Source organism: Paenibacillus sp. GCM10027626 (genome assembly GCF_042676285.1).
GTDB lineage: Bacteria > Bacillota > Bacilli > Paenibacillales > Paenibacillaceae > Paenibacillus_Z.
In genome coordinates, this window is sequence record NZ_JBHTHC010000002.1 from 176,560 (window position 1) to 198,404 (window position 21,845).

The 21,845-nt window shown below is 51.4% G+C and carries 21 protein-coding genes and 1 riboswitch; of the genes, 20 read left to right on the forward strand and 1 reads right to left on the reverse strand.

From position 1 onward, the window contains the following. Position 1: 1 nt before the first annotated feature. From ACFQ0N_RS04605 to ACFQ0N_RS04700, 20 genes are all read left to right on the forward strand, one after another. Positions 2-1,276: a CCA tRNA nucleotidyltransferase gene (locus tag ACFQ0N_RS04605; RefSeq protein WP_379323300.1), complete on the forward strand. Its 1,275-nt coding sequence runs from the start codon at positions 2-4 to the stop codon at positions 1,274-1,276. Positions 1,277-1,286: 10 nt separating this feature from the next. Continuing rightward, positions 1,287-2,285: a biotin--[acetyl-CoA-carboxylase] ligase gene (locus ACFQ0N_RS04610; protein WP_379323302.1), complete on the forward strand. Its 999-nt coding sequence runs from the start codon at positions 1,287-1,289 to the stop codon at positions 2,283-2,285. A gap of 361 nt (positions 2,286-2,646) precedes the next feature. Next, positions 2,647-3,522, forward strand: coding sequence for a 3-methyl-2-oxobutanoate hydroxymethyltransferase (panB, locus tag ACFQ0N_RS04615; RefSeq protein ID WP_379324257.1), 876 nt, complete (start codon positions 2,647-2,649; stop codon positions 3,520-3,522). Further along, a complete protein-coding gene (panC, locus tag ACFQ0N_RS04620) occupies positions 3,519-4,400 on the forward strand; it encodes a pantoate--beta-alanine ligase (protein WP_379323304.1) in 882 nt (293 codons plus the stop codon). Before panB ends, panC begins: the two co-directional genes overlap by 4 nt. Positions 4,401-4,404: 4 nt before the next feature. Continuing rightward, on the forward strand, positions 4,405-4,788 hold the full coding sequence (panD, locus tag ACFQ0N_RS04625) for an aspartate 1-decarboxylase (RefSeq protein WP_379323306.1): 384 nt from the start codon (positions 4,405-4,407) through the stop codon (positions 4,786-4,788). Positions 4,789-4,907: 119 nt separating this feature from the next. Further along, entirely contained in the window at positions 4,908-5,621 is a 714-nt protein-coding gene (locus ACFQ0N_RS04630; protein ID WP_379323308.1) for a tetratricopeptide repeat protein, read from the forward strand. 25 nt (positions 5,622-5,646) lie between these two features. Then, on the forward strand, positions 5,647-8,517 hold the full coding sequence (dinG, locus tag ACFQ0N_RS04635; RefSeq protein WP_379323310.1) for an ATP-dependent DNA helicase DinG: 2,871 nt from the start codon (positions 5,647-5,649) through the stop codon (positions 8,515-8,517). Then, the gene (locus ACFQ0N_RS04640; protein ID WP_379323312.1) at positions 8,514-9,164 is read left to right on the forward strand and encodes a redox-sensing transcriptional repressor Rex; all 651 of its coding nucleotides are present in this window, start codon (positions 8,514-8,516) and stop codon (positions 9,162-9,164) included. Before dinG ends, ACFQ0N_RS04640 begins: the two co-directional genes overlap by 4 nt. After that, positions 9,145-10,440: an amidohydrolase family protein gene (locus ACFQ0N_RS04645; protein ID WP_379323314.1), complete on the forward strand. Its 1,296-nt coding sequence runs from the start codon at positions 9,145-9,147 to the stop codon at positions 10,438-10,440. The genes ACFQ0N_RS04640 and ACFQ0N_RS04645 overlap by 20 nt, the downstream gene beginning before the upstream one ends. Beyond that, the gene (locus tag ACFQ0N_RS04650; RefSeq protein WP_379323316.1) at positions 10,440-10,958 is read left to right on the forward strand and encodes a cell wall elongation regulator TseB-like domain-containing protein; all 519 of its coding nucleotides are present in this window, start codon (positions 10,440-10,442) and stop codon (positions 10,956-10,958) included. Before ACFQ0N_RS04645 ends, ACFQ0N_RS04650 begins: the two co-directional genes overlap by 1 nt. Before the next feature lie 155 nt (positions 10,959-11,113). After that, entirely contained in the window at positions 11,114-11,650 is a 537-nt protein-coding gene (locus ACFQ0N_RS04655) for a hypothetical protein (protein WP_379323318.1), read from the forward strand. Next, complete coding sequence (locus ACFQ0N_RS04660; protein ID WP_379323320.1) at positions 11,643-13,169, forward strand: AAA family ATPase; 1,527 nt, start codon at positions 11,643-11,645, stop codon at positions 13,167-13,169. Before ACFQ0N_RS04655 ends, ACFQ0N_RS04660 begins: the two co-directional genes overlap by 8 nt. A 152-nt stretch (positions 13,170-13,321) precedes the next feature. After that, positions 13,322-14,194 carry a 3-hydroxyacyl-CoA dehydrogenase family protein gene (locus ACFQ0N_RS04665; RefSeq protein ID WP_379323322.1) on the forward strand — a complete coding sequence of 291 codons (873 nt, stop codon included), beginning with the start codon at positions 13,322-13,324 and terminating at the stop codon, positions 14,192-14,194. Further along, positions 14,191-15,435: an acetate/propionate family kinase gene (locus tag ACFQ0N_RS04670; RefSeq protein WP_379323324.1), complete on the forward strand. Its 1,245-nt coding sequence runs from the start codon at positions 14,191-14,193 to the stop codon at positions 15,433-15,435. Before ACFQ0N_RS04665 ends, ACFQ0N_RS04670 begins: the two co-directional genes overlap by 4 nt. Before the next feature lie 24 nt (positions 15,436-15,459). Then, a complete protein-coding gene (locus ACFQ0N_RS04675; protein ID WP_379323326.1) occupies positions 15,460-16,200 on the forward strand; it encodes a DnaD domain-containing protein in 741 nt (246 codons plus the stop codon). Positions 16,201-16,242: 42 nt separating this feature from the next. Beyond that, positions 16,243-16,361, forward strand: a riboswitch (TPP riboswitch). Between the two features lie 160 nt (positions 16,362-16,521). Further along, entirely contained in the window at positions 16,522-17,601 is a 1,080-nt protein-coding gene (locus tag ACFQ0N_RS04680; RefSeq protein ID WP_379324259.1) for an ABC transporter substrate-binding protein, read from the forward strand. A gap of 32 nt (positions 17,602-17,633) precedes the next feature. Continuing rightward, positions 17,634-17,936: a thiamine-binding protein gene (locus tag ACFQ0N_RS04685; protein ID WP_379323328.1), complete on the forward strand. Its 303-nt coding sequence runs from the start codon at positions 17,634-17,636 to the stop codon at positions 17,934-17,936. Beyond that, the gene (locus ACFQ0N_RS04690; RefSeq protein ID WP_379323330.1) at positions 17,926-18,702 is read left to right on the forward strand and encodes an ABC transporter permease; all 777 of its coding nucleotides are present in this window, start codon (positions 17,926-17,928) and stop codon (positions 18,700-18,702) included. The genes ACFQ0N_RS04685 and ACFQ0N_RS04690 overlap by 11 nt, the downstream gene beginning before the upstream one ends. A 4-nt stretch (positions 18,703-18,706) precedes the next feature. Continuing rightward, entirely contained in the window at positions 18,707-19,507 is an 801-nt protein-coding gene (locus ACFQ0N_RS04695; protein ID WP_379323332.1) for an ABC transporter ATP-binding protein, read from the forward strand. Further along, on the forward strand, positions 19,504-20,313 hold the full coding sequence (locus ACFQ0N_RS04700) for a TatD family hydrolase (RefSeq protein ID WP_379323334.1): 810 nt from the start codon (positions 19,504-19,506) through the stop codon (positions 20,311-20,313). The genes ACFQ0N_RS04695 and ACFQ0N_RS04700 overlap by 4 nt, the downstream gene beginning before the upstream one ends. An 82-nt stretch (positions 20,314-20,395) precedes the next feature. Here the strand turns inward: ACFQ0N_RS04700 and ACFQ0N_RS04705 are convergent, their stop codons facing one another. Next, complete coding sequence (locus ACFQ0N_RS04705) at positions 20,396-21,808, reverse strand: hypothetical protein (protein ID WP_379323336.1); 1,413 nt, start codon at positions 21,806-21,808, stop codon at positions 20,396-20,398. Between the last annotated feature and the right edge of the window lie 37 nt (positions 21,809-21,845).

Genomic DNA, 21,845 nt, shown 5'->3' on the forward strand with positions numbered 1-21,845 from the left:
CTTGAATATTGAGCAAAATGCTGCGCTAAGAAAGGCGCTCCCTATACTTGAGCAGCTGCAAGGCAATGGCTTCGAAGCGGTATTTGTAGGAGGCTGTGTCCGCGATACGCTTTTGGGGAGACCGATTCATGATGTTGACATTGCTACTTCAGCCAAACCGCAAGAGGTGATGGCAGTTTTCCCGCACTTCATCCCCACCGGATTGCAGCATGGTACTGTGACGATTCGCCTTCGTAATGAGTACTATGAAGTGACGACCTATCGGACAGAATCGGAATACGAAGCCCACCGGCGTCCAAGCGATGTGCAGTTTGTATCAGACCTTGCGGAAGATTTGCGGAGGCGCGACTTCACAATCAATGCGATGGCGCTCCGGATGGACGGCCGTGTAGTCGATCCCTTCGGCGGCAGAAGCGATTTGCAGCGGCGCGTTTTGCGCTCGGTTGGCGATGCCGGGGCTCGTTTTCAAGAGGATGCGCTTCGCATGGTACGTGCGGTAAGATTTGCCGCTAATTTGTCTTTACGGATCGAGAAGCGAACATGGCGAGCGATGATAAAGCATCGCTCGCTGCTTTGTTATGTGGCTATGGAGCGGGTAGGCGCCGAAGCGGATAAAATGATGGAAGGGATAGCGCCGCAGCGCGCCCTGCTGCTTATGCTGGCAAGTGGCATGCTGAGCAATACGAAGCTCCCGCTTCTGAACGAAGAGCGCCTGGACGAGCTTGCCGGTCAGCGGAGAGTGCGGGTGCAGTGGCACAAACTGGCGGGCTTGGCCCAGCGCTGGGGAGCGCTTTGCTTGGCCTATGAATTGACTGGGGCAGAAGCCGAGCAACTGGCCGGCGCATTATGCTTTTCTAACAAGCGCAAGCAGGAGCTGCGCTCTGCAGCGGCAATTGGCCGCCGCATGAGTGATGCGCCGCTCATAAGGTCGAATAAAGACCAGTTGCGCCATCTATGGCTGTCTACGATACTTGAGCATAACAAACGGGTGGCTTCAGACTGGCTGGAGCTTACCCGCAGCATACCTGCCTTGCAAATCGGCGATGAGCTGTATGAGCAGCTGCAAGTCTGGCTGCAGGCGATGCCGGTCAGCAGCATTAAGGAGCTGGATGTTAACGGCACTGAGCTGGCACGTAATTTGCACATGCCGGAGGGTCCCTGGCTGGGCAAACTCTTGGCATGGCTGCTGCAAGAGACAGCTTTCGGACATATTGAAAACAACAGCGCCGCTTTGCTCACTGCCGCCCGCAAAAAAATAAGCCAAGAGCAGGCATAAAGGAGACAAAATGAGCCATCCAATCATTGAAACACTGCTGCAGCATAAAGGTGAATATGTGTCCGGTGAAAGATTGAGTCAAGAGCTAGGGGTGAGCCGCACAGCGATCTGGAAACAAATCAAAAAGCTGGAAGCAGCAGGCTATCGGTTCGAAGCCTCCCGCAAGCTTGGCTACCGGCTTGTCGGGGAGCCGCCGGCAAAGCTGCAGCTTGGCGAAATCGTCAATCAGCTGAAAATATACCCCTTCGTGAAAGCGGTCAAACTGTTCGATTCGGTACAATCGACACAAAATATCGCCCAGCAGCTGGCAGAGGATGACGCCCCTGAAGGAACGATAATTCTCGCCGAGGAGCAGACGAACGGAAGAGGCAGAAGAGGGCGCATTTTTTTGTCGCCGGCGGGCAGCAGTGTGTCAATGAGCATCGTGCTGCGTCCGGACCTGCCGCTGCAATTTGCGCCGCAATTAACTTTGCTGGCAGCGGTTGCGCTATGCCGCGGCTTGCGCGAATTGACGGGGCTTGATATTGGCATCAAATGGCCTAACGATTTACAGGTCGACGGCAAAAAAATAAGCGGGATTTTAATGGAATCGACAGCTGAAAATGAGCGCATCCGTTATGTCATTGCCGGAATTGGAATCGGCGTGAATTTATTGGAGGAGGACTATCCGGCAGAAATGCGCAACATCGCCACCTCGCTGCGGATCGCTAAAGGAGAAGAAATTGACCGCCTGGCTGTTATCGTCTCTTTTATCAAGCATTTTACAGAGCTCTATCCGCTTTATTTGCGGGAAGGCTTTGGCCCGATCATTTCCTTGTGGGAGAGCATGGCGGTCATGCTCCATAAGAAAGTAAAGCTCTCGACATCCGCGGGAATAGTCGAAGGCGTGCCGATCGGTTTATGCGAAAGCGGCGCATTACTAGTAAAGAAAGCCGATGGAAGCACGGAATCGGTATTTTCAGCGGAATCTTTGCTGTCCGCGCAAGAAACGCCGGATATTCGTTCATAGACGATTATTCCGTTTTCTGCTATACTAAGCCTGTTCGGCGGGAAGACGAGGGCGGCATCACATAAGGATGAGCTGCACCTTAAGCGTTGGTCTGTACCGCGAATTTTGACGCTTTACGGTTGTTCAAGATGATCAGCATAGCAGTATGTATGTAGCATGGATTCTGCTCTGAGCCGTTCAGGGACCGAGACAGAAGGAAGCTCGCAGACAAAATTCCGTCCGTTTTCCTTTTTGGTTTGGGACCTTTGGCAAAGGGGCTAAAAGGTTTATTTGTGTTTATCCTAAAACTAAAGGCAAGCATCGCCTCATCCGCGGGCCAAACGGTGCGGAAAGGCTCAGCTTGACCAGACTAATGGAGGAACTGACAATGAAACAACCGCTTACGATTACAAAAATGAAAAAAATGAAGCAAAGCGGCGAACCGATTTCGGTGCTGACAGCTTATGATTTTCCTTCTGCCAAGCTGGCGGAGGAGGCCGGCGTTGATGTGATTCTCGTTGGCGATTCGCTGGGAAATGTGGTGCTTGGCTACGATACGACCATTCCAGTCACATTAGATGACATCGTTTATCATACGAGGGCAGTCGCCCGCGGCGCAAAGGAAACTTTTATTGTCGCGGATCTGCCTTTTATGACCTACCGGTTAGGGATTGAAAATACGCTCCGCAATGCAGCCCGTCTTATGCAAGAGGGCAGAGCCCATGCAGTCAAGATGGAAGGCGGAGCCGACATAGCAGATGAGATAGCGGCCCTTGTACGCGCCGGAATTCCTGTCATGGGCCATATCGGCCTGACGCCGCAGTCTGTCCACCAGCTGGGCGGCTATCGCGTGCAGGGCAAGCTGGATCAGGATGCCCGCCAGCTGATTGAAGATGCCAAAGCGATCGAACAAGCGGGCGCTTTTGCGATCGTGATTGAACTCGTTACGGAACAGTTGGCGGAGAAGATCGCCTCCGATATATCGATCCCCCTTATCGGGATTGGGGCCGGGCGCGGCTGTGACGGCCAAGTGCTCGTTTATCATGATATTTTACAGTATGCCTCGCCATACCGGGCAAAAAGATTTGTCAAAACCTATGCGGATTTGGGGACCGTTATTCGCAATGCGATCGGTTCCTATGTCGCGGACGTAAAAAGCCGCACTTTTCCGCAAGAAGAGCACAGCTTCCCGATGGATCAGGAGATGGTGAAGCAGCTGTACGGCAATTCGTCAGCAGCGGGAGGAACAGAGGCATGAGTGTGACGATTTGCACGACAATTGAAGAGTTGCGGCAGCGATTGCGGCAAAGGAGAAAAAACAATCCCGATGAAATAATCGGGCTTATTCCTACAATGGGCTTTTTGCATGAGGGACATGCCAGCCTGATGCAGCGCGCCCGCCGGGAATGCGGTTTTACTGTCCTATCCGTGTTTGTCAATCCGCTGCAATTCGGCCCGAATGAGGATTTTGAGCGGTATCCGCGTAATATTGAGCGGGATACGGCGGTTGCTGAAGCCAACGGCATCGATTTGCTCTTTATGCCGGCGGTTCAGGAAATGTATCCGTCGCGGCCGCTAACAAGGGTAATGATAGATGAAATTACAGCTCGTCTGTGCGGCACATCGCGACCAGGCCATTTTGACGGGGTCGGCACAGTAGTCAGCAAGCTGTTTCATCTGGTTCAGCCCGATCGCGCTTATTTTGGGATGAAGGACGCGCAGCAGGTAGCGGTCATCGAACGGATGGTATTCGATTTGAATATTCCGGTACAAATTGTTCGCTGCGAGACGGTTCGTGAAGCGGATGGGCTGGCGATGAGCTCACGCAACGTATATTTGAATGAACAGGAGCGCAAGCAGGCAGTTATTCTAAATCAGACGTTATCGGCCGCTGAAAATTGGATAAAGGAAAAAGGGATAACGGTTCAGGCTTTGGAAGAACGTATAAGACAAATGATCGGCACTGCAGCTGAAGCCAATATCGATTATGTTGAAATAGCAAGCTATCCTGATTTATCTAATTTGCCAAGAGATACAGCAGTGGCCAATATTTCGGGCCTATTTATTATTGCCCTTGCTGTAAAATTTGGTTCAACCCGTTTAATTGACAATCGGTTGTTTCAGATCGGAGGGTAAGCAGATGTTTAGAACGATGATGAAATCCAAATTGCACCGCGCGACGGTTACGGAAGCCAATTTGAATTATGTTGGCAGTATTACCATTGATGAGGATTTGATGGAGCTTGCTGATATGTGGGAAAATGAGAAAGTGCAAATTGTTAATAATAACAATGGAGCGCGGCTGGAAACCTATGTCATAAAGGGGCCTCGGGGTTCAGGAGTCATTTGTCTGAATGGCGCGGCAGCCCGTTTGGTTCAGCCTGGCGATAATGTCATTATTATCTCCTACGCCATGATGACCGATGAAGAGGCAAGACAGTATGCGCCCAAAATTGTTATTTTGGAGGAAAACAACAAGCCTGTAGAAACCCGCACAGGTGAAATACATGCCACAATCGGCTAAAAGCAAGCAAAGACGTGGCAATGTTGTGTAACGGTTGGAACCGGGTATGAAAAGCTTGCTGGACGCAAAAAATGAGCGTAATGTTTCATCAACTTTGCGGAAGGCGGGGTGTATGGCAATTGTTCCGACATGTATTTGCCACTTTGCATGAAATGCTCGACGAGATTAGAACGCATTATGGTCAAGCAGGACATGAACAAAAGAAACAGTACGCCGAGCAGCTTTCCATGTTAAAATCGATAAGTGATGAATTTATTGAAGAATGGCTTTTATTCGAAGAAAAAATGAGTGAATTTCAAGAACAGCATGCCGCCGGTTCGATGCAGACGAAGCAAGAGCTGGCATCGTCAACGGTTTCAACGGCTGCTGCTGTAACTTCACCACCTAAGGAATCAGAAGGCAAACCGGCCATCCATGTCATTGAAATGAGCGAGCCGGAGGCGGCAGCGGTTTGCAAAGGGCAAGGTTATTTTAAATTATTTATGTTTCGGGAAGCTGCACATCATTTCCAAGAAGCCATCATTATTTCACCTGAAAACAATATGGCACGTTTATTTTTAGCTATGACTTTTATGCATTTGCAGGAATGGAACGAGGCGCAGCGGCATTTTCAACTGCTTGTTGAGCTGACCGAACATCCGAAATGGCAGGCGCTCGGTTATAATGCGCTCGGTTGTATTCAAGCGATCCGGATGAATCTTGAGCAGGCCGAGCTTTATTTCTTAAAAGCGCATGAGGCTGACCCTGCCTTCGCTGATCCATTGTCAAATTTAAAATCGTGCCAGCAGCATGCAGGACATTTATCGCTTTATTTTGGCAGTGGTCAGCTTTAGTTTTGGGGAGAGGATCGAACACGGGATGAATTATGCTGTACTGGATCTGGAAACGACCGGAAATGGCGCCGGCGATGAAATTATACAAATCGGGCTCGTACTGCTTAATGAAGCAATGGAGACGTTAAAAGTCTACAGCAGCTTTGTGAAGCCGACGATCCCGATCCCGCCATTTATTGCGCAGTTGACGGGGATTGACGATGAAATGGTCGAAGCCGCGCCTTCTCTTGAAGAAGTGATGCTGGAGGTTGTGCCGCTGTTGACTGATGCGATTCTGGTGGCGCATAATGTCGGATTTGATGCCGGTTTTCTGAATCAAGCGCTTGACCGCTGCGGCTATATGCCTTTTGCCGGCCGAAGACTTGATACGATTGATCTGTTAAAGATATTGTTTCCGATGCTGACGACCTATCAATTAGGAGCAGTTACAGAATTATTCGGCATTGATCACGGTCAGCATCATCGGGCGGACAGCGACGCAATTGCAACGGGCGAATTATTTGCAATATGCTATCATAAATTGGAGCAGCTTCCTTTACTTACATTGCAGCGGCTTGCCGCGGTATTGTCCGATGAGCTGGATGATCTGTGTTGGTTCATCCAATATTTGACTGCCGAGAAGGAAGCCGTCTCAACGATCGATGCTGATGCCTTCCATTATTTTCGCCAATTTGCCATGAAGGCAGGCGATTGGACGGACGAGCAAGCCCCTCGCAGCGAAGAATGGGATGCCGAAAGTGTAAGCGATTGGACTTTTGAGCAGTTTTTAGACCACGTAAAAAATAATATTCGTGCGATTATACCAGATTATGAAGAACGCGATGCGCAGTCGATTATGTTTCAGGAAGTGTATGAATCTCTGAAAGAGGATCGACATTTAATGATAGAGGCGGGTACAGGGACTGGAAAATCGCTTGGATACCTTCTCCCGGCCTTATATTATGGCGTCAAAGAAAATCAAAAAATCGTAATCAGCACCCATACGATTAATCTTCAAGAGCAATTGCGGCAAAGGGATTTGCCTTTACTACAGTCCGTGCTTCCCTATCCGTTTAGAGCTGCAGTCTTCAAGGGGCGCGGCAATTATTTATGTTTAAGGAAGTTTGAAAGCAAAGTAATCATGAAAGACTTCGCGGCTCCTGTCGAGGACCGGATTACTGCGGCCCAAATGGTTGTCTGGCTTGGCGAAAGCGAGCATGGCGATCAGGAAGAGCTGAATTTAGGCAGCCGCGGGCCGGAATTTTGGTCTACAGTGGCGAGCGATGCGGATTCCTGCTTAAACCGCAGCTGTCCTTGGTTCAAAAGATGCTTTTATCACCGGGCAAAGCAGGAAGCGAACATCGCTGATGTTGTCATTACCAATCATTCTATGCTGTTCACAGATATTAGAGCAGACCATCGTTTGCTGCCGGGATTTGAATATTTGATTGTCGATGAAGCGCATCATTTGGAAGAGGTCGCAAGCAAGCATCTGGGAACGCAAATTTCTTACCATAGCGTGCAGCACCCCTTGGGACGGTTATGCAAAGATGCCCGCAGCGGACAGCTCATTCAATTGAAGCATCAACTGGACGGGGAATCCGAGAAGAGCGCGGCCTGGCAGGAAACGATTGAAGAGATTGTTCCGGTCTTCGGCGATTTGAGGGACGAATGGGACCGGCTGTTCGAGATGCTGTATATGGTGATGAACGGCAGCTCGCAGGAATCTGCCGGTGAAACGGGACAAACCGTGTATCGCTTGCGAACCGAGAAGCTGCCGCAAGGCTGGAAGGACGTTCAAGCGGCCGAAGAGGTTGTCCATGGCCTGTTAAGCCAAGTTATCAGACCGCTTGATAAAATGTTCGCGGAAATGAAGGAAGAGCTGGAAAGTTCTCAGCTGGCGGCGCTCGTTACCGATTTGAGCGGCACGATCAAGGATATGTCACGGGCAAGAGATGACGTGCGTTCATTTGTCCGGGCGGATAAAGCAGATATTGTATATTGGCTTGAGGCCAATCAGCATTTTCGCGCAAAATCGGTTCATATGTTCGCTGTACCGGCTGATGTAAGCGAGAAATTGCGCACTTATTTTTTTGATGTGAAAAAAAGTGTTATTCTTACTTCTGCTACTTTATCGGTGCATAAATCGTTTGAATATGCGAGCGGCCAATTAGGCTTAGCGCAGGCTGAAGATAAAGGAAGTTTAAAAACCGTGCAGCTGCCGTCGCCATTCAATTACCGGGAGCAGGCATTGGTATGCATTCCGCGCAACTTCCCGGTTTTAAAGGGAATGTCGGGAGAGGCGGAATTTATCCAACATCTGGTACAGTCTCTAACAGAAATTGCGGTAGAAACTAAAGGAAGAATGCTGGTATTGTTTACTTCCTATCGCATGCTTAAGCAAGTATACGAGCTGTTAAAGGATGAGCTTGCGCCTCATAGCATCCAGCTGTTAGGGCAAGGAATCGACAGCAGCAACCGCAGCAAGCTTGTGCGCCGCTTTCAACAGCAGGCCGCATCTGTGCTGCTGGGGACAAGCAGCTTCTGGGAAGGAGTCGATATTCCGGGCGACGCCCTTACTTGCTTAGCAATTGTCCGGCTGCCGTTTCAGCCGCCGAATCATCCGCTTGTCGAGGCAAAATCGGAGCTGCTGCAGGCGCAAAATCAAAATCCGTTTCTGAAGCTGTCAATTCCGCAAGCTGTCATTCGGTTTAAGCAAGGTTTTGGCAGACTTGTCCGGACGGCGAATGACCGGGGAATCGTGCTTATCTATGATACCCGGGTCATTGAAACTTACTATGGCAAATACTTTTTGTATTCGCTGCCTGGGCCGAAAATTGAGCATATGCATCTTAATCAAATCGTCCCGCGAATTAGAGAATGGTTGTCCGTGGAAAAAGGGGAAGCAGAGCAATGAAAAAAATTTCTGAAGCCGTCGTTCGCAGATTGCCAGTCTACTTGCAAATTCTCAATGATTTGAATAAGCGTGAGGTGCAGACTGTATCCTCGCAGGAGCTGGGTAATAAGCTCGATCTTAATCCGGCGCAAATTCGTAAGGATCTCGCCTATTTTGGCGAATTCGGACGCAAAGGAATTGGATATGATGTCAATTATTTAATTGAAAAAATCAGGCAAATTTTGAAGCTGGATCAGCCGTTAAGTGTTGGCTTGGTAGGAGCGGGCAATTTAGGCCGGGCATTATGCAATTACAATATGTATCTGAAGGACAATATGAAAATTATGGGTGTTTTCGATGCGAATCCTTCCATTGTCGGCACCGCGATCAACAGCTTGACCGTGCTGCCAATGGAAGATCTCGTCTCCAAAGTGGCCGAATTGAATATTCGCATCGGCATCATAACCGTACCCGCCGGAGCTGCGCAAAATGTAGCAGATCGTTTTGTCGAGGCTGGCGTCAGCGGCATAGTTAATTTTGCTCCGGCTATTTTGCGCGTACCTGACCATATACGCATTCATTACGCTGATTTTACCCGGGAGCTGCTAAGCCTGGCGTATTATTTGGAGAAAGAAGGGGACAACGACAATGAACCGGCTGTGGATTGAAAACGGGACATTCGTAACAATGGATGATGCTCGTCCAATAATAAAAGGGCATATGGTCATAGAAGGCGATCGTATTCAGTATTTGAGCGAGCAGGCGCCCACGATCGAAAATGCAGCGCGCCTGGATGGCCGCGGGCTTGTATTTATGCCGGGCTTAATTAATACGCATGCGCATTCAGCTATGTCCTTGCTGCGCGGCTATTCGGACGATGAAAATTTGCAAGTGTGGCTGGAGCAAAAGATGTGGCCGATGGAGGCGAAATATACCGATGCCGACGCCCGCTGGGGAACAGCGCTTGCAGTCATTGAAATGTTGAAAGCCGGAACGACGGCGTTCGTCGATATGTATGACCGTATGGATATCGTAGCTCAAGTTGTAGAGCAGGCCGGCATGCGCGGTATGCTCACAAGGGGAGTAATCGGCTTGTGCCCGCCTGATGTTCAGACAGCAAAGCTGGAAGAGGCCAAGCAATTCGCCAAAGACTGGAACGGAAAGGCGGGCGGCCGTATCCGGACGATGATGTCTCCGCATGCGCCGTATACTTGCCCGCCGGATTATATTGCGCGGATTATAGAAGCGGCTCATGAGCTGCAAGTGCCTCTGCATACCCATATGTCAGAATCGGCCGCAGAAGTTGAGCAGAATGTGAAGGATTACGGCTGCCGTCCTGTGGAGCATCTGGATAAGCTCGGTTTCTTTTCGCGTCCTTCATTAGTTGCGCATGGCGTACATTTGACGGACGATGAAATTGCGCTGCTGGCTGAGAAGGGAGTGGCGGTTTCGCATAACCCGGCCAGTAATTTGAAATTAGCCAGCGGGGTTGCGCGTGTTCCTGAGCTGTTAAAAGCGGGAGTTACGGTATCGCTTGGAACGGATAGCGCGGCAAGCAATAATAATTTGGATCTTTTCGATGAAATTAGGCTGGCAGCATTGATACATAAAGGTGTATCAGGAGATCCCACTGCTGTTCCGGCATATGAGGCGCTCAAAATGGGCACTGTATATGGCGCTCAAGCAATCGGACAGGCAAGCGATATCGGCATGCTGAAAGTAGGCATGAAAGCAGATTTTATCGCGATCGACAGTGAGCAGCCGCATTTTTATCCTCAGACTGAAATGATTTCTCATTTAGTTTACGCTGGCTCCGGCCGTGATGTAAAACATGTATGGGTAGATGGCGAGCAAGTGGTTCGCAACGGTATTTGTACATTGATTGATGAAGAGCAGGTATTGGCGGAAGCGCAGCGATGCTTTGAAAGGCTGTCACAGCATTGATGCGGATAACAAGATATCGGCGGACACCGGTGCTCACGCCATGGCGGATCACACTAATTATAGCAGCCGCAATTATAATTGCTTTGATTGCATTGAATCAATATTACCGCTACGTGCAGCGCCCATTCTGGGATGAACAAGCGGTTGCGGAAACCAAGGTCAAGGAAGCCGGATTGCTGCAGGAAACCGATCGCGCCGTTAAATATGTATGGGATAATACGGTGTGGATCGTTCACGGCAAGGATGCCGATGGAGACGAAGCTTATGCATGGATGCCGGAGGATGGTGAATCGTCAGTGTTCAAGCTGAAAGAAGGAGTATCGAAACAAAGGTTGGAGGATGCGCTGGCAAAATCAAGAGCGGATGCCAAAATTGAGCATATCAAGCTGGGCTACAAAGACGGCGAGCCGGCATGGGAGGTATTTTATACGAAAAAAGCTTCCGGCAACTATTTCTATGACTTCTTTCGTTTCAGCGATGGTGCATTATTAGTCACCTATACCCTGCCGCAGCAGTAACGGCGGCTCGGCATTACCCGCGGCATCAGCCATTATTGCCATCTATTGCCCGCCCCTAAGTACAGGAGAATGTGATATACTTTCGTATAGCGAATCGTATTGACGTTTTGCTATATGATTAATATTGCATCCTTGGAAGGGGGCTTATTGCAATTATGAAACTACGAATCATACCGATTGCAGTGACTGCAGCGATCTCAGCTGTGCTGCTGTTTGGCGGTTGGTATATTTTTCAGAATATTACGGCATTTCAGCCGCTCGAGCAAATTGTTAAGGACATTCCCGGCGTTGTATCGGCCAAACCGGATATTGGCCGCGATACGGTGACCGTCGATATAACATTTAATGAAGATGCAAATATTCGAAAAGTATACGACACAATAGCGCATGAAGGCAGTAAAGTGATCGGAGATCGCCAGTTGAAGCTCAAAATTGAACAGCCGGACCAAAGTCCGAAGCTAAACGATATATGGGCTGCTTCTTTATTTGATATTGCCCAAGCGATGGAAAGACGGCAATATAAAGAAATTCCCGCTGCGATGCAGAAAATTGCAGCTAGCCATACCGGAGTTTCCGCCGTGTCGGAAATGGACGAGAGTAATGTATATATTACGTTAAAAGACGGCAATGCGGTCAAGTATGTCGTATTGCCGCGCAACCCAGAGCGGATCGGGGTGTGGCCTGATGCATAAGTATAAAAAAGAAATAGCGATCGGATTCATTCCTGTACTGCTTCTTTTTTTGCAGCTGTATATCGGCCTTAATGTCATTCCCATTTTTATTTCCGCCTTGGTTTTGACAGCCCTTATTTATATTGTCCGTTCCCGCGGCAATTTGGCGGCGATCGGCAATGAGCGGCGCAGCAAGCCGAGGCCTCCGGCACCGATGTCATTCGAAGAGATCGGCGGACAGGAGCGGGCAAAGCAGGAACTGATTGAAGCGCTGGATTTTCTTGTTCATGTGGAGCGGATTGCCAAGCTGGGCATCCGGCCGCTAAAAGGGATCTTGCTGACCGGGCCGCCGGGTACAGGAAAAACCTTGCTGGCAAAAGCGGCAGCCCATTACACCGATTCCAGCTACGTGGCTGCGTCCGGCTCTGAGTTTGTCGAAATGTATGTAGGGGTCGGAGCAAGCCGAATCCGCGATTTGTTCAAGGAAGCGAGACAAAAGGCGCTCAAGGCAGGCAAAGGCAGCGCTGTTATTTTTATCGATGAAATTGACGTCATTGGCGGCAAGCGCGACGGCGGGCAGCATCGGGAGTACGATCAGACATTGAATCAGCTGCTGACCGAAATGGACGGTATCCATACCGACGAATCTCCGCGCATATTGCTGATCGGCGCGACCAACCGGAAAGAAATGCTCGACACAGCGCTGCTGCGGCCGGGCCGCTTCGACCGCCATATTGCAGTGGATTTGCCGGACAAAAAAGGCCGCCGGCATATTCTGGACATTCATGCCCGCAACAAGCCGCTGGCGGAGGACGCGGATTTGAACCGAATCGCCGCTGAATCGTTCGGCTTTTCCGGCGCCCAGCTGGAAAGTGTAATGAATGAAGCAGCCATTTATGCGATGCGGGATGACGAAGAGGAAATTGCCCTGCGCCATATGTCCATGGCGATTGACAAGGTGATGATGGGAGAACGTACGGATCGCGAGGCGACTAAAGAGGAACGGGATCGGGTTGCCCTGCATGAATTGGGCCATGCTATTACAGCGGAGGTAGTTCGGCCGGGCAGTGTATCGCAGGTGGCGTTATCGCCGCGCGGACAAGCGCTTGGTTATGTCCGCCACAATCCGCAGCAGGACCGCTATTTGTACACGCGTCCGTTTTTGGAAAAGCAAATTATGATTGCACTGGGCGGAGCCGCGGCGGAAGAGCTGTTCTACGGCGACCGAAGCACAGGCTCGCGCGGGGATTTTGACCAAGTGTTAAGCATTGTGCGCTCAATGGCAGAGTCGGGACTGACCGAGCTTGGCATTATTGATGAGCGGATGATGACGCCCGACAAATGGGCCCAAATCAACAGCTCGATTTTGGATGAGCTGATGTCGCGGGTAAAGCGGCTATTGGCTGAACGCCGCCAGGTGTTCACAAGCGCGCTGGATGTCCTGGTTCGTGAGGAGACGCTTAGCGGCGACAGCTTCCGCGAACTGCTTGCCGCAAACGAGGCTCTTCCTGTACAGGAAGCGGCGCAGGATATAATTTAATGACAAACTCGTGAATGTCTTGTGGCGATTACCGGACAAAGATGGCCATCTATAGCCCCCATACCGTAAAAAAGCTATAATAAGATCTAATGATGATAGCCGGCAAGGGCCAAGTGCCTGATGAGCAAGGCGGCATATGGGGGATGACAGTTGTGGCAATACGTAAAGTAGGCGTAATTGGCGCTGGTACGATGGGACAAGGAATCGCGGAAATGCTCGCTGCTAACGGGCTTGATGTATATTTGAACGAGGATACGCCTGAGCGGTTGCAAAATGGAATCCAGGCAATTGAGCACGGTTTGGACCGGCAGATCGAAAAATGGGCGCTGACGCAGTCCGAAAAAAAACTGATTATGAACCGGATTCATCCAGTTGAGCGCTTCTCGGCCATTCCGGAATGCGATATCGTGATCGAGACCGTGACGGAAAATATGGAGAGAAAAAGGGAAGTGTTTGCTCAGCTGGATAAACTGTGCGAGCCCGATGTTATACTTGCGAGCAATACGTCAACGCTGAGCTTGACGGAAATTGCCGGCTTCACTTCGCATCCTGAGCGGGTTATCGGGATGCACTTTGTCTATCCGGTCATAAAAACCAATTTGGTGGAAATTGTCCGCGGCTTAAAAACCTCGGAAAGCACATTTTCACGGACGAAGCATTTTGTCGAAGCGGTTATTCATAAAAAAAGTGTCATGGTCTTTGAATCGCCAGGCTTTGTCACGACAAGGCTGATTTGCCTCTATATTAACGAAGCGATGCATGTGCTGCAGGAAGGAGTGGCGTCGGCAGACGATATCGACAGTGCGATGCGCATCGGCTACTCTTTCCAGTACGGCCCTTTCGAGATGGCCGACCGCTTCGGGCTTGATTCAATCCTTGCCGCTTTGGAGCAAATGTTTCGCGAATACGGAGAGGTCAAATACCGCCCGTCAACCATTTTGAAAAAGATGGTGCGCGCTGGCCATTTGGGCGTAAAGAGCGGTATTGGCTTTTTTAACTATGATAAGGACGGGATCCGTATATGATTATTTTAGTAATGAACGCCGGGAGCTCGTCGCTCAAGTATCAGCTGTACAATATGAAGAATGAGACCGTGCTTGCGCAGGGGCGAGTGGAGCGGATCGGGATGGAATCCTCGATCGTATCGCATGAGCCTGCAGGAATGCCGGATGTCCGGCATGTCAGTGAAATTCTCGATCATAACACGGCTGTTAGACGGGTTATAGATCTGCTTACCCACCCCGAATACGGGAAGCTGAAGTCGATGGATGAAATAAAAGCAGTCGGCCACCGCGTCGTTCACGGCGGCGAAAGCTTTAAAGAATCCACCATTGTCAATGAAAAGGTCCAGCTGGAGATCCGCCAATTGTTCGATCTGGCGCCGCTCCATAATCCGGCAGCAATGATGGGAATTGCCGCTGTCGAAGCGAATATGCCGGGCGTGCCGCAAACGGTTGTATTCGATACCGCCTTTCATCAGACGATGCCGCGCAAAGCGTTTCTGTACCCGATTCCGATGGCGCTTTACAAAAGGCATAAAATACGGCGCTACGGCTTTCATGGCACTTCGCACGATTATGTAAGCCGTATAGCAGCCGAGCTGATCGGCAAGCCGCTTGCAGAGTTGAAAATGGTCACCTGCCATATTGGCAATGGCGCCAGCTGCGCAGCGATAAAGGATGGAAAGTCGTGCGATACCAGTATGGGGCTCACACCGCTTGAAGGGCTGATGATGGGTACGCGCAGCGGCGATCTTGATCCGGCGATAGTACCTTTCGCAATGTTCAAGGAAGAGCTGACCTTAAGCGATGTCAACTCGATGCTGAATAAGCATAGCGGCTTGCAGGCGATCAGCGGCATCAGCAGCGACATGCGGGAAATTACGGAAGCGATGGCTGAAGGGGACAAGCAGGCAACGCTCGCTTTTGATATGTACGTGTACCGGCTGCGCAAATATATCGGGGCGTATACCGCTGTTATGAACGGGCTAGATGCGCTCGTTTTTACGGCAGGGGTAGGTGAAAATTCTGCCATTGTACGCCAAGCGGTATGTGAGGAGCTGACATTTTTCGGCATTGAGCTGGACGTTGAGCGTAATGCGGTACATAGCAAAGAGGCCCGCAAAATTTCGACCGACGCCTCTCGTGTAGAGGTATGGGTTGTACCGACCAATGAGGAGCTTGTTATCGCCCAGGATACGTATCATTTAATGCTCAACAATCAAGCGAAGGGCTCGGCTGGGGCTGAGCCGCTACAAAACGGTTAAATTAGCGAAGGGTTGAGTGTATGAATGAAAAATGAAATGTGGAAGGCTTACGCCCGCGGCATGGCTGCGGCGATGAATAGCGGCAGTGTCGTTATTCCCGCCGGGCTGCTGCGCGCCTATCGGGGGATCGGCCTGTCTGATACAGAAATGATGCTGCTTGTTCAGCTGCTGATGTTCCGCCAATTGGAGCAGATCGACTTTCCCACGCCGGAGCAACTGGCCGAGCGATTGGGCATAACGGTGAGTGCCGCGCACCAGCTTATCGGCAGACTGCTTAAGGAGGGGCTGCTGGCCATCGACGAGCAGCTCGATCCGGTCACCGGCGTCCATTCCGAATGTTATAATTGGGATGGCTGGATATTACGCTCCGCAGAATGGATGTCGGATAATGCCAAGCAGTCGCTTAACCATGTCCGGCCAGATCGGCAGGCACGTGAGGAATCGGATGCCGATTTGCCGGCAGCGGATCTGTTTACAGTATTTGAACAGGAGTTCGGCCGCCCGTTATCACCGATGGAATGCGAGACAATCAGCGGCTGGCTTGATGAGGACCGCTATCCGGACGAACTGATTCGGTTTGCTTTGAAGGAGGCCGTCTTTGCCGGAAAGCTGCATTTCCGCTACATCGACCGCATTCTGATTGAATGGAGCCGCAATCGCGTTACGAATACGGATGAGGCGAAGGTGCATACGCGCAAATTCCGGACGGGAAGAAAAGGGGCGTCTTCATCATTCGATCGCCAATTCGAGCGAGAAAAAGAGTAGCTTTTTGCCCGGTTAGTGGTATAATGAAGCTTGCGACTAATTGAATATGACATGGGGAGCTGGGTAATGGCCGGCTGAGAGGGGATTCCAAAGCAAGAACAATCCCGACCCTTAGACCTGATCTGGATAATGCCAGCGTAGGAACTTAGCATCTAGCCGTGCTTTACCGGCTCTGTTTATGCAGACGCCGTAACAGGCGGTTTTTGTAGAGCAATGTTGTAGCGTCCTCCGGTCAGGAGGACGCTTTTTCTATGTATACAGGACAGATCAAGTCGCTTTAAATTTTTTGGTGCAGTCAGGAAGGGGAAGGCAATCGAGATGATGAACAGAAAAGGCAGCAAGGTACTGAACTTTGGAATTATGCTTGTCGTATTCATGCTGGTAATTGCCGGATGCGGGGCAAAAGCGGGCAATGAAGCGCCGGCAAATACAGGCAGCGGCACCGGGAACGGGCAGCAGCAGCCAAATGACGGAGAAGCCGGACAAGCCGAAAACAAACCGCTCACGAAGGTGAAGCTGGTGCTGGATTGGGCTCCGAATACTAATCATACCGGATTATATGTTGCCAGAGACAACGGCTTTTTCAAAAATCACGGGCTTGATGTGGAAATTATTTTGCCAGGGGATGCCGGATCGGACAAAATGGTCGCCACTGGAGCGGCCGAGTTTGGCGTAAGCTACCAGGAGGGCGTTACCCAAGCGAGAATTCAAGGCGTGCCTATCGTATCGCTTGCAGCAGTCATTCAGCACAATACGTCCGGATTCGCTTCGCCTGTGGAGAAAAACATTAAAACGCCAAAAGATTTTGAAGGCAAGACTTATGGCGGCTGGGGCTCCCCTGCCGAGGAAGCGATTATCGAATCACTGATGAGCGAGCAGGGCGCCGATGCCAGCAAGGTCACAAACGTTAGCATCGGGGATGTCGATTTCTTTACAGCGGTCAAACGCAATATCGACTTTGCCTGGATTTATTACGCCTGGACCGGTGTCGAGGCGGAGCTTCGCGGAGAAAAGCTGAACATGGTGTATTTGACAGACTATAGCGATAAGCTGGATTACTACACGCCTGTTCTGACCACAAGCGAGAAAATGATCGCCGATAATAAGGCGCTGGTTGAAGCTTTTGTCGCCGGGGCAGCCGAAGGCTATCAGTTTGCCATCGAGCATCCGGAAGACGCTGCCGAGGTGCTGATCAAAGCCGAACCGGACTTGAATGCCGACCTGGTGCGTGCCAGCCAGAAATGGCTCAGCCCGAAATATCAGGACGATGCGCCGCGCTGGGGCGAACAGAAGCGGGAAGTGTGGGAAAACTATGCCAAATGGATGCTCGACCACAAATTGCTTGAGCAGGAACTGGATGTAGACAAAGCGTTTACGAATGAATTTTTGCCGCAAGGATAAAGCGAACATTACAATAAGAGGAGCTGTTCACAGTGGCTAACACATTGCTAAGCATTCAGATTTTGCCGCAAACACCTGGCGGGGAAAGCTCGCTTCCTTATGTTGACCGGGCAATTGCGGTTATTAAAGCATCCGGGGTGCCTTACCGGGTAGCGCCGCTTGAGACGACGATGGAAGGTGAACTGGGCGAGCTGCTGCAGATTGTCCAGCGCATGAATGACGCAATGACTGAGATGGGCTGCCCTTCGGTCATTTCGCAAATCAAAGTGTATCACAACCCGAAAAATGGCGCTTCTATGGACCGGCTGCTGGAGAAATACCCGGATGGGAAATAAAAGATCCGTACTTAGCAAGGTATGGCCGCCGGCAGCGGTGCTCGCTTCGTTGATACTAATATGGCAAGCTGCGGTCGCTTTTTTTCGGCTGGACCCTTGGCTGCTGCCTGCGCCGTCGGCAATTGCGAAGGAATTTCTTGCGGTGGCCCCTCGGCTGTACGACCATGCTAGTACCACGATAAGTTTGACGCTGCTCGGCTTTGCAGCGGGATCGGCGGCGGGCTTCGTGCTCGCCGCTTTGCTGCATATGATTCCCGGAGCAAAAGCCGGCTTCTACCCTTTGCTTGTGTTGACGCAAAATGTGCCTGTCTTTGTGCTTATCGAGCTATTTGTCATTTGGTTCGGCTTTGGACTGCTGCCCAAAGTGCTTCTTTTAATGCTCGTATGTTTCTTTCCGGTTGCTGTCGCCATGCTGACAGGACTTACGCAAGCAGATCCAAAGCTGGTCATGTACATGAAGATGATAGGAGCAACCAGAAAGCAAATGTTTTGGCGGCTGGAGCTGCCTAATGCCATCAGTTACTTGTTCTCGGGATTGAAAATTGCTGCCACATACAGCGTAATCAGCGCAATCTACGTTGATACGATCGGATCGGGCAAAGGGCTCGGCGCTTTTATCCGGCTGGCGTCCAAGGGCTTCCAGACGAGCCGTGTATTCGTCGGCATCGTGACGATTGTTGCGATGAGCCTGTTGTTATTCGGTCTGATCGCCATACTGGAAAGACTATTTGTTCGCTGGCGGGCGCCGAAGCTGGAAGGGGAGTGAGGTTATGAGCAATGAACATAATGCTCTGGAAGTGCGGGGGCTGTCCAAGACATTCAACGGCGGCTCGCAAGCCAAGCAGGTGCTGAAGGATGTGTCGCTTTATGTGAAAACAGGGGAGTTCGTCTCGCTTATCGGTCCTTCCGGCAGCGGGAAGTCGACGCTCTTTCATCTTATCGGCGGACTTGAAAAACCGACGGCAGGCGAAATATTCATTGGCGGCCGCCGGATTGAGCCGCTTGAGCGCGGGTTAATCGCCTATATGCCGCAGCAGGCCTCCTTGATGCCTTGGCTCACTGTGGCGGGTAATATTGAGATGGCGCTGGAAATTGCCGGCATTCCGCGCGAGCAGGCGCGGGCGGCCACTCGGGAATGGCTGGATAAAGTCGGTCTGGGCGCGGAGGCGGATGCTTATCCGCATGCGTTGTCGGGAGGGATGCAGCAGCGGGTATCCTTTTTGCGGGCGCTGCTTTCGCCGCAGCCGCTGATGTGTCTGGATGAGCCGTTTGGCGCGCTGGATGCGCTGACTCGCTTGCATATGCAGAGATGGCTGCTGTCGCTATGGGAGGCAGATCGGCGTTCTGTACTTTTTATTACCCACAGCATTGAGGAAGCGCTGCTGCTGTCTGATCGGATTATCGTCCTTTCCCATGCGCCGGCTGGGGTCATTCGCGAAATTAACGTCCCGTTTGCACGGCCGCGCGAAGAAGAGCTGTGGACGGATCAGCTGTTCAATGAGCTGAAGCAGGAAATTTACAGCCTGCTGCAGCCGGTCGGCGCAGGCGGGGCAATAGGGGGGCCATTATGAGCGGACAGCGGATACTTTATGTTGATGCGCATTTGCATGTCGATTTGTATGAGCAGGCTGAGCGCGGCGCTTTGCTGGAGAACGCGGCGGCGGACGGTGTCACCGGCATCGTGGCTGTGTCTATGAACCTTTCTTCCAGTCGAGGGAATCAAGCGCTGGCAGAGCGGTATCCTGATCTGATTACGCCTGCCTATGGCTTTCATCCGGAGCAGCGGCTTCCTGATAAGGCAGAGCTTGCTGCGCTGCTGGATTGGATACGCGAGCGGCATGCGGCCGGAGAACGATTTGCCATTGGGGAAGTAGGTCTTCCTTATTATACGCGGACTGAAGCGGAAGCGAAGGGAGAAGAGTTCGACGAGTCCCCTTACCTAAATTTACTGTCGCAGTTTGTTCAGCTCGCGGCGGAGCTGGATTTGCCGATCGTGCTGCATGCTGTGTACGAGGATGCGGACAAGGCGCTTGATCTGCTGGAGCGCTACCAGGTGCGATATGCGCATTTTCATTGGTTCAAGGGGAGCGAAGCGACTGTCAGCCGAATGATGTCCAACGGCTATATGATCTCAATTACCCCCGATGTCGTGTACGAGGAGGAGATTCAACAGCTCGTCCGCCAATATCCGCTAGAGCTGCTCATGACGGAGACGGATGGACCGTGGCCGTTCGAGGGGCCTTTTGCCGGCAAAAGGACGGAACCGGGGATGGTCAAGCAGGTTGCCGCAGCTATTGCGGAATTGAAGGCAGTTGAGCATTCAGCCGCCGCAGAAGCGCTGCTGAACAATGCCTTGCGATTTTATCGCATATCATGAAGCTGCAGAAAAACCGCTGCAATAAAGGAGCTGTCTTGCCTAGTCGACGACTACGGTAAGACAGCTCTGTTTATTTTGCGGGCTAGATGAGGAATATCGCGGCAATTGTCGTAACGATAAGGCCGATCAATACCGGCTTCAAGTTTCTGCGGGCGAGCTCAAACGGATCGACGCCGCATATGGCTGCTGCCGGAATAAGCGCCCACGGAATAAGGGTGCCGCCCCCGACCCAAATGGCTGCTACTTGCCCTAATGCGGTCAAAGTATCGGCGCCAGTTCCGATGGCGGCTGCAAACAGCTTGGCGACCGAGCCTGCCAAAGAAATGCCGGAAAAGCCCGACCCGTCAAGGCCGGTAATCGCTCCGGTAATCGTCAGGGTAATCGCTCCTACCGTTTCATTGAGCGGGACATGATGAGCGAGCGCAACGCCGAGATCGTTCACGATCCCGTGCGAGCCGTCTGGCAATGTATTGCCGAACAGTTCAGTAATGGCCGCATCCCCCAAATAAAAGAAGGCTGCGATCGGAATGACCGGGCCGAAGACGCGAAAGCCAAATTGAAAACCTTCGATCATGTAGGCAGTCGTCTGTTCAAGTCCGCGGTGCCGGTGGGCAATGAGCGTAACGGCAATAAGAATAATTACAGCCGTTCCGCCGATCAAGGCGGTGGCGTCGCCGCCCTGCAGGTCAAGCATGAACATTGCTGCGACATCAGCGGCGAATAAAAGCGGGATAATGACGGCGAGCCAGCGTTTCAATGGGCGGGGCAGGGCGACCGTCACTTCGCCGCTGCTTGGGGCGGCCGCCTGATTTTTGCCGGTTTCAAGCTTGATCAGCCCGTCGCGCCACGTTCCTTTGGTCATATCTCTGCGCATCATCCAGAAGGCGGCGATCGTTGTGACAAGTCCCATAATGATAACAAGCGGTATGCTGGCTTGCATGACGGCTGTGACCGGCAGTCCGGCCGCATCGGCTGTCAGCTTAGGAGCCCCTTGAATAATGTAGTCGCCTGATAAGGCGATGCCGTGACCGAACAGATTCATTGCCATCGCAGCCCCAAGCGCCGGCAGGCCAACACGTACGGCAACCGGCAATAATACAGCGCCAATTAGCGCGACTCCCGGCGATGGCCAAAAAAACAAAGAAGTGAGCATCATAATAAACCCAATGCCCCAGAAGGCCATAGCCGGCGTGCGGATGAGCCGGGCGAAGGGGGCGATCATCATTTCATTAATGCCGGTAATGATGAGAATCCTGCTCATGGCAACGATAATAGAAATGATAAAGATCGTGCTCATAAGCTCTTTGGTTGCATAGATAAAGCTGTTGAAAACACCGCTGATCGAGCCGCTTAACGTTTCGGTGGCAAGCAGCCCAAGTGAGAAAATGCCGACCACACAGATGAGGGTCGTATCGCGGCGCTTGATCAGAAATCCCATAATAAAGACGATAAACGCCAGATATACCCAATGCAGCGAAGTGAGCTGGACTTCCATTTAAGGTTCACCCTTTCATCAACCTCAGGAATGGTGC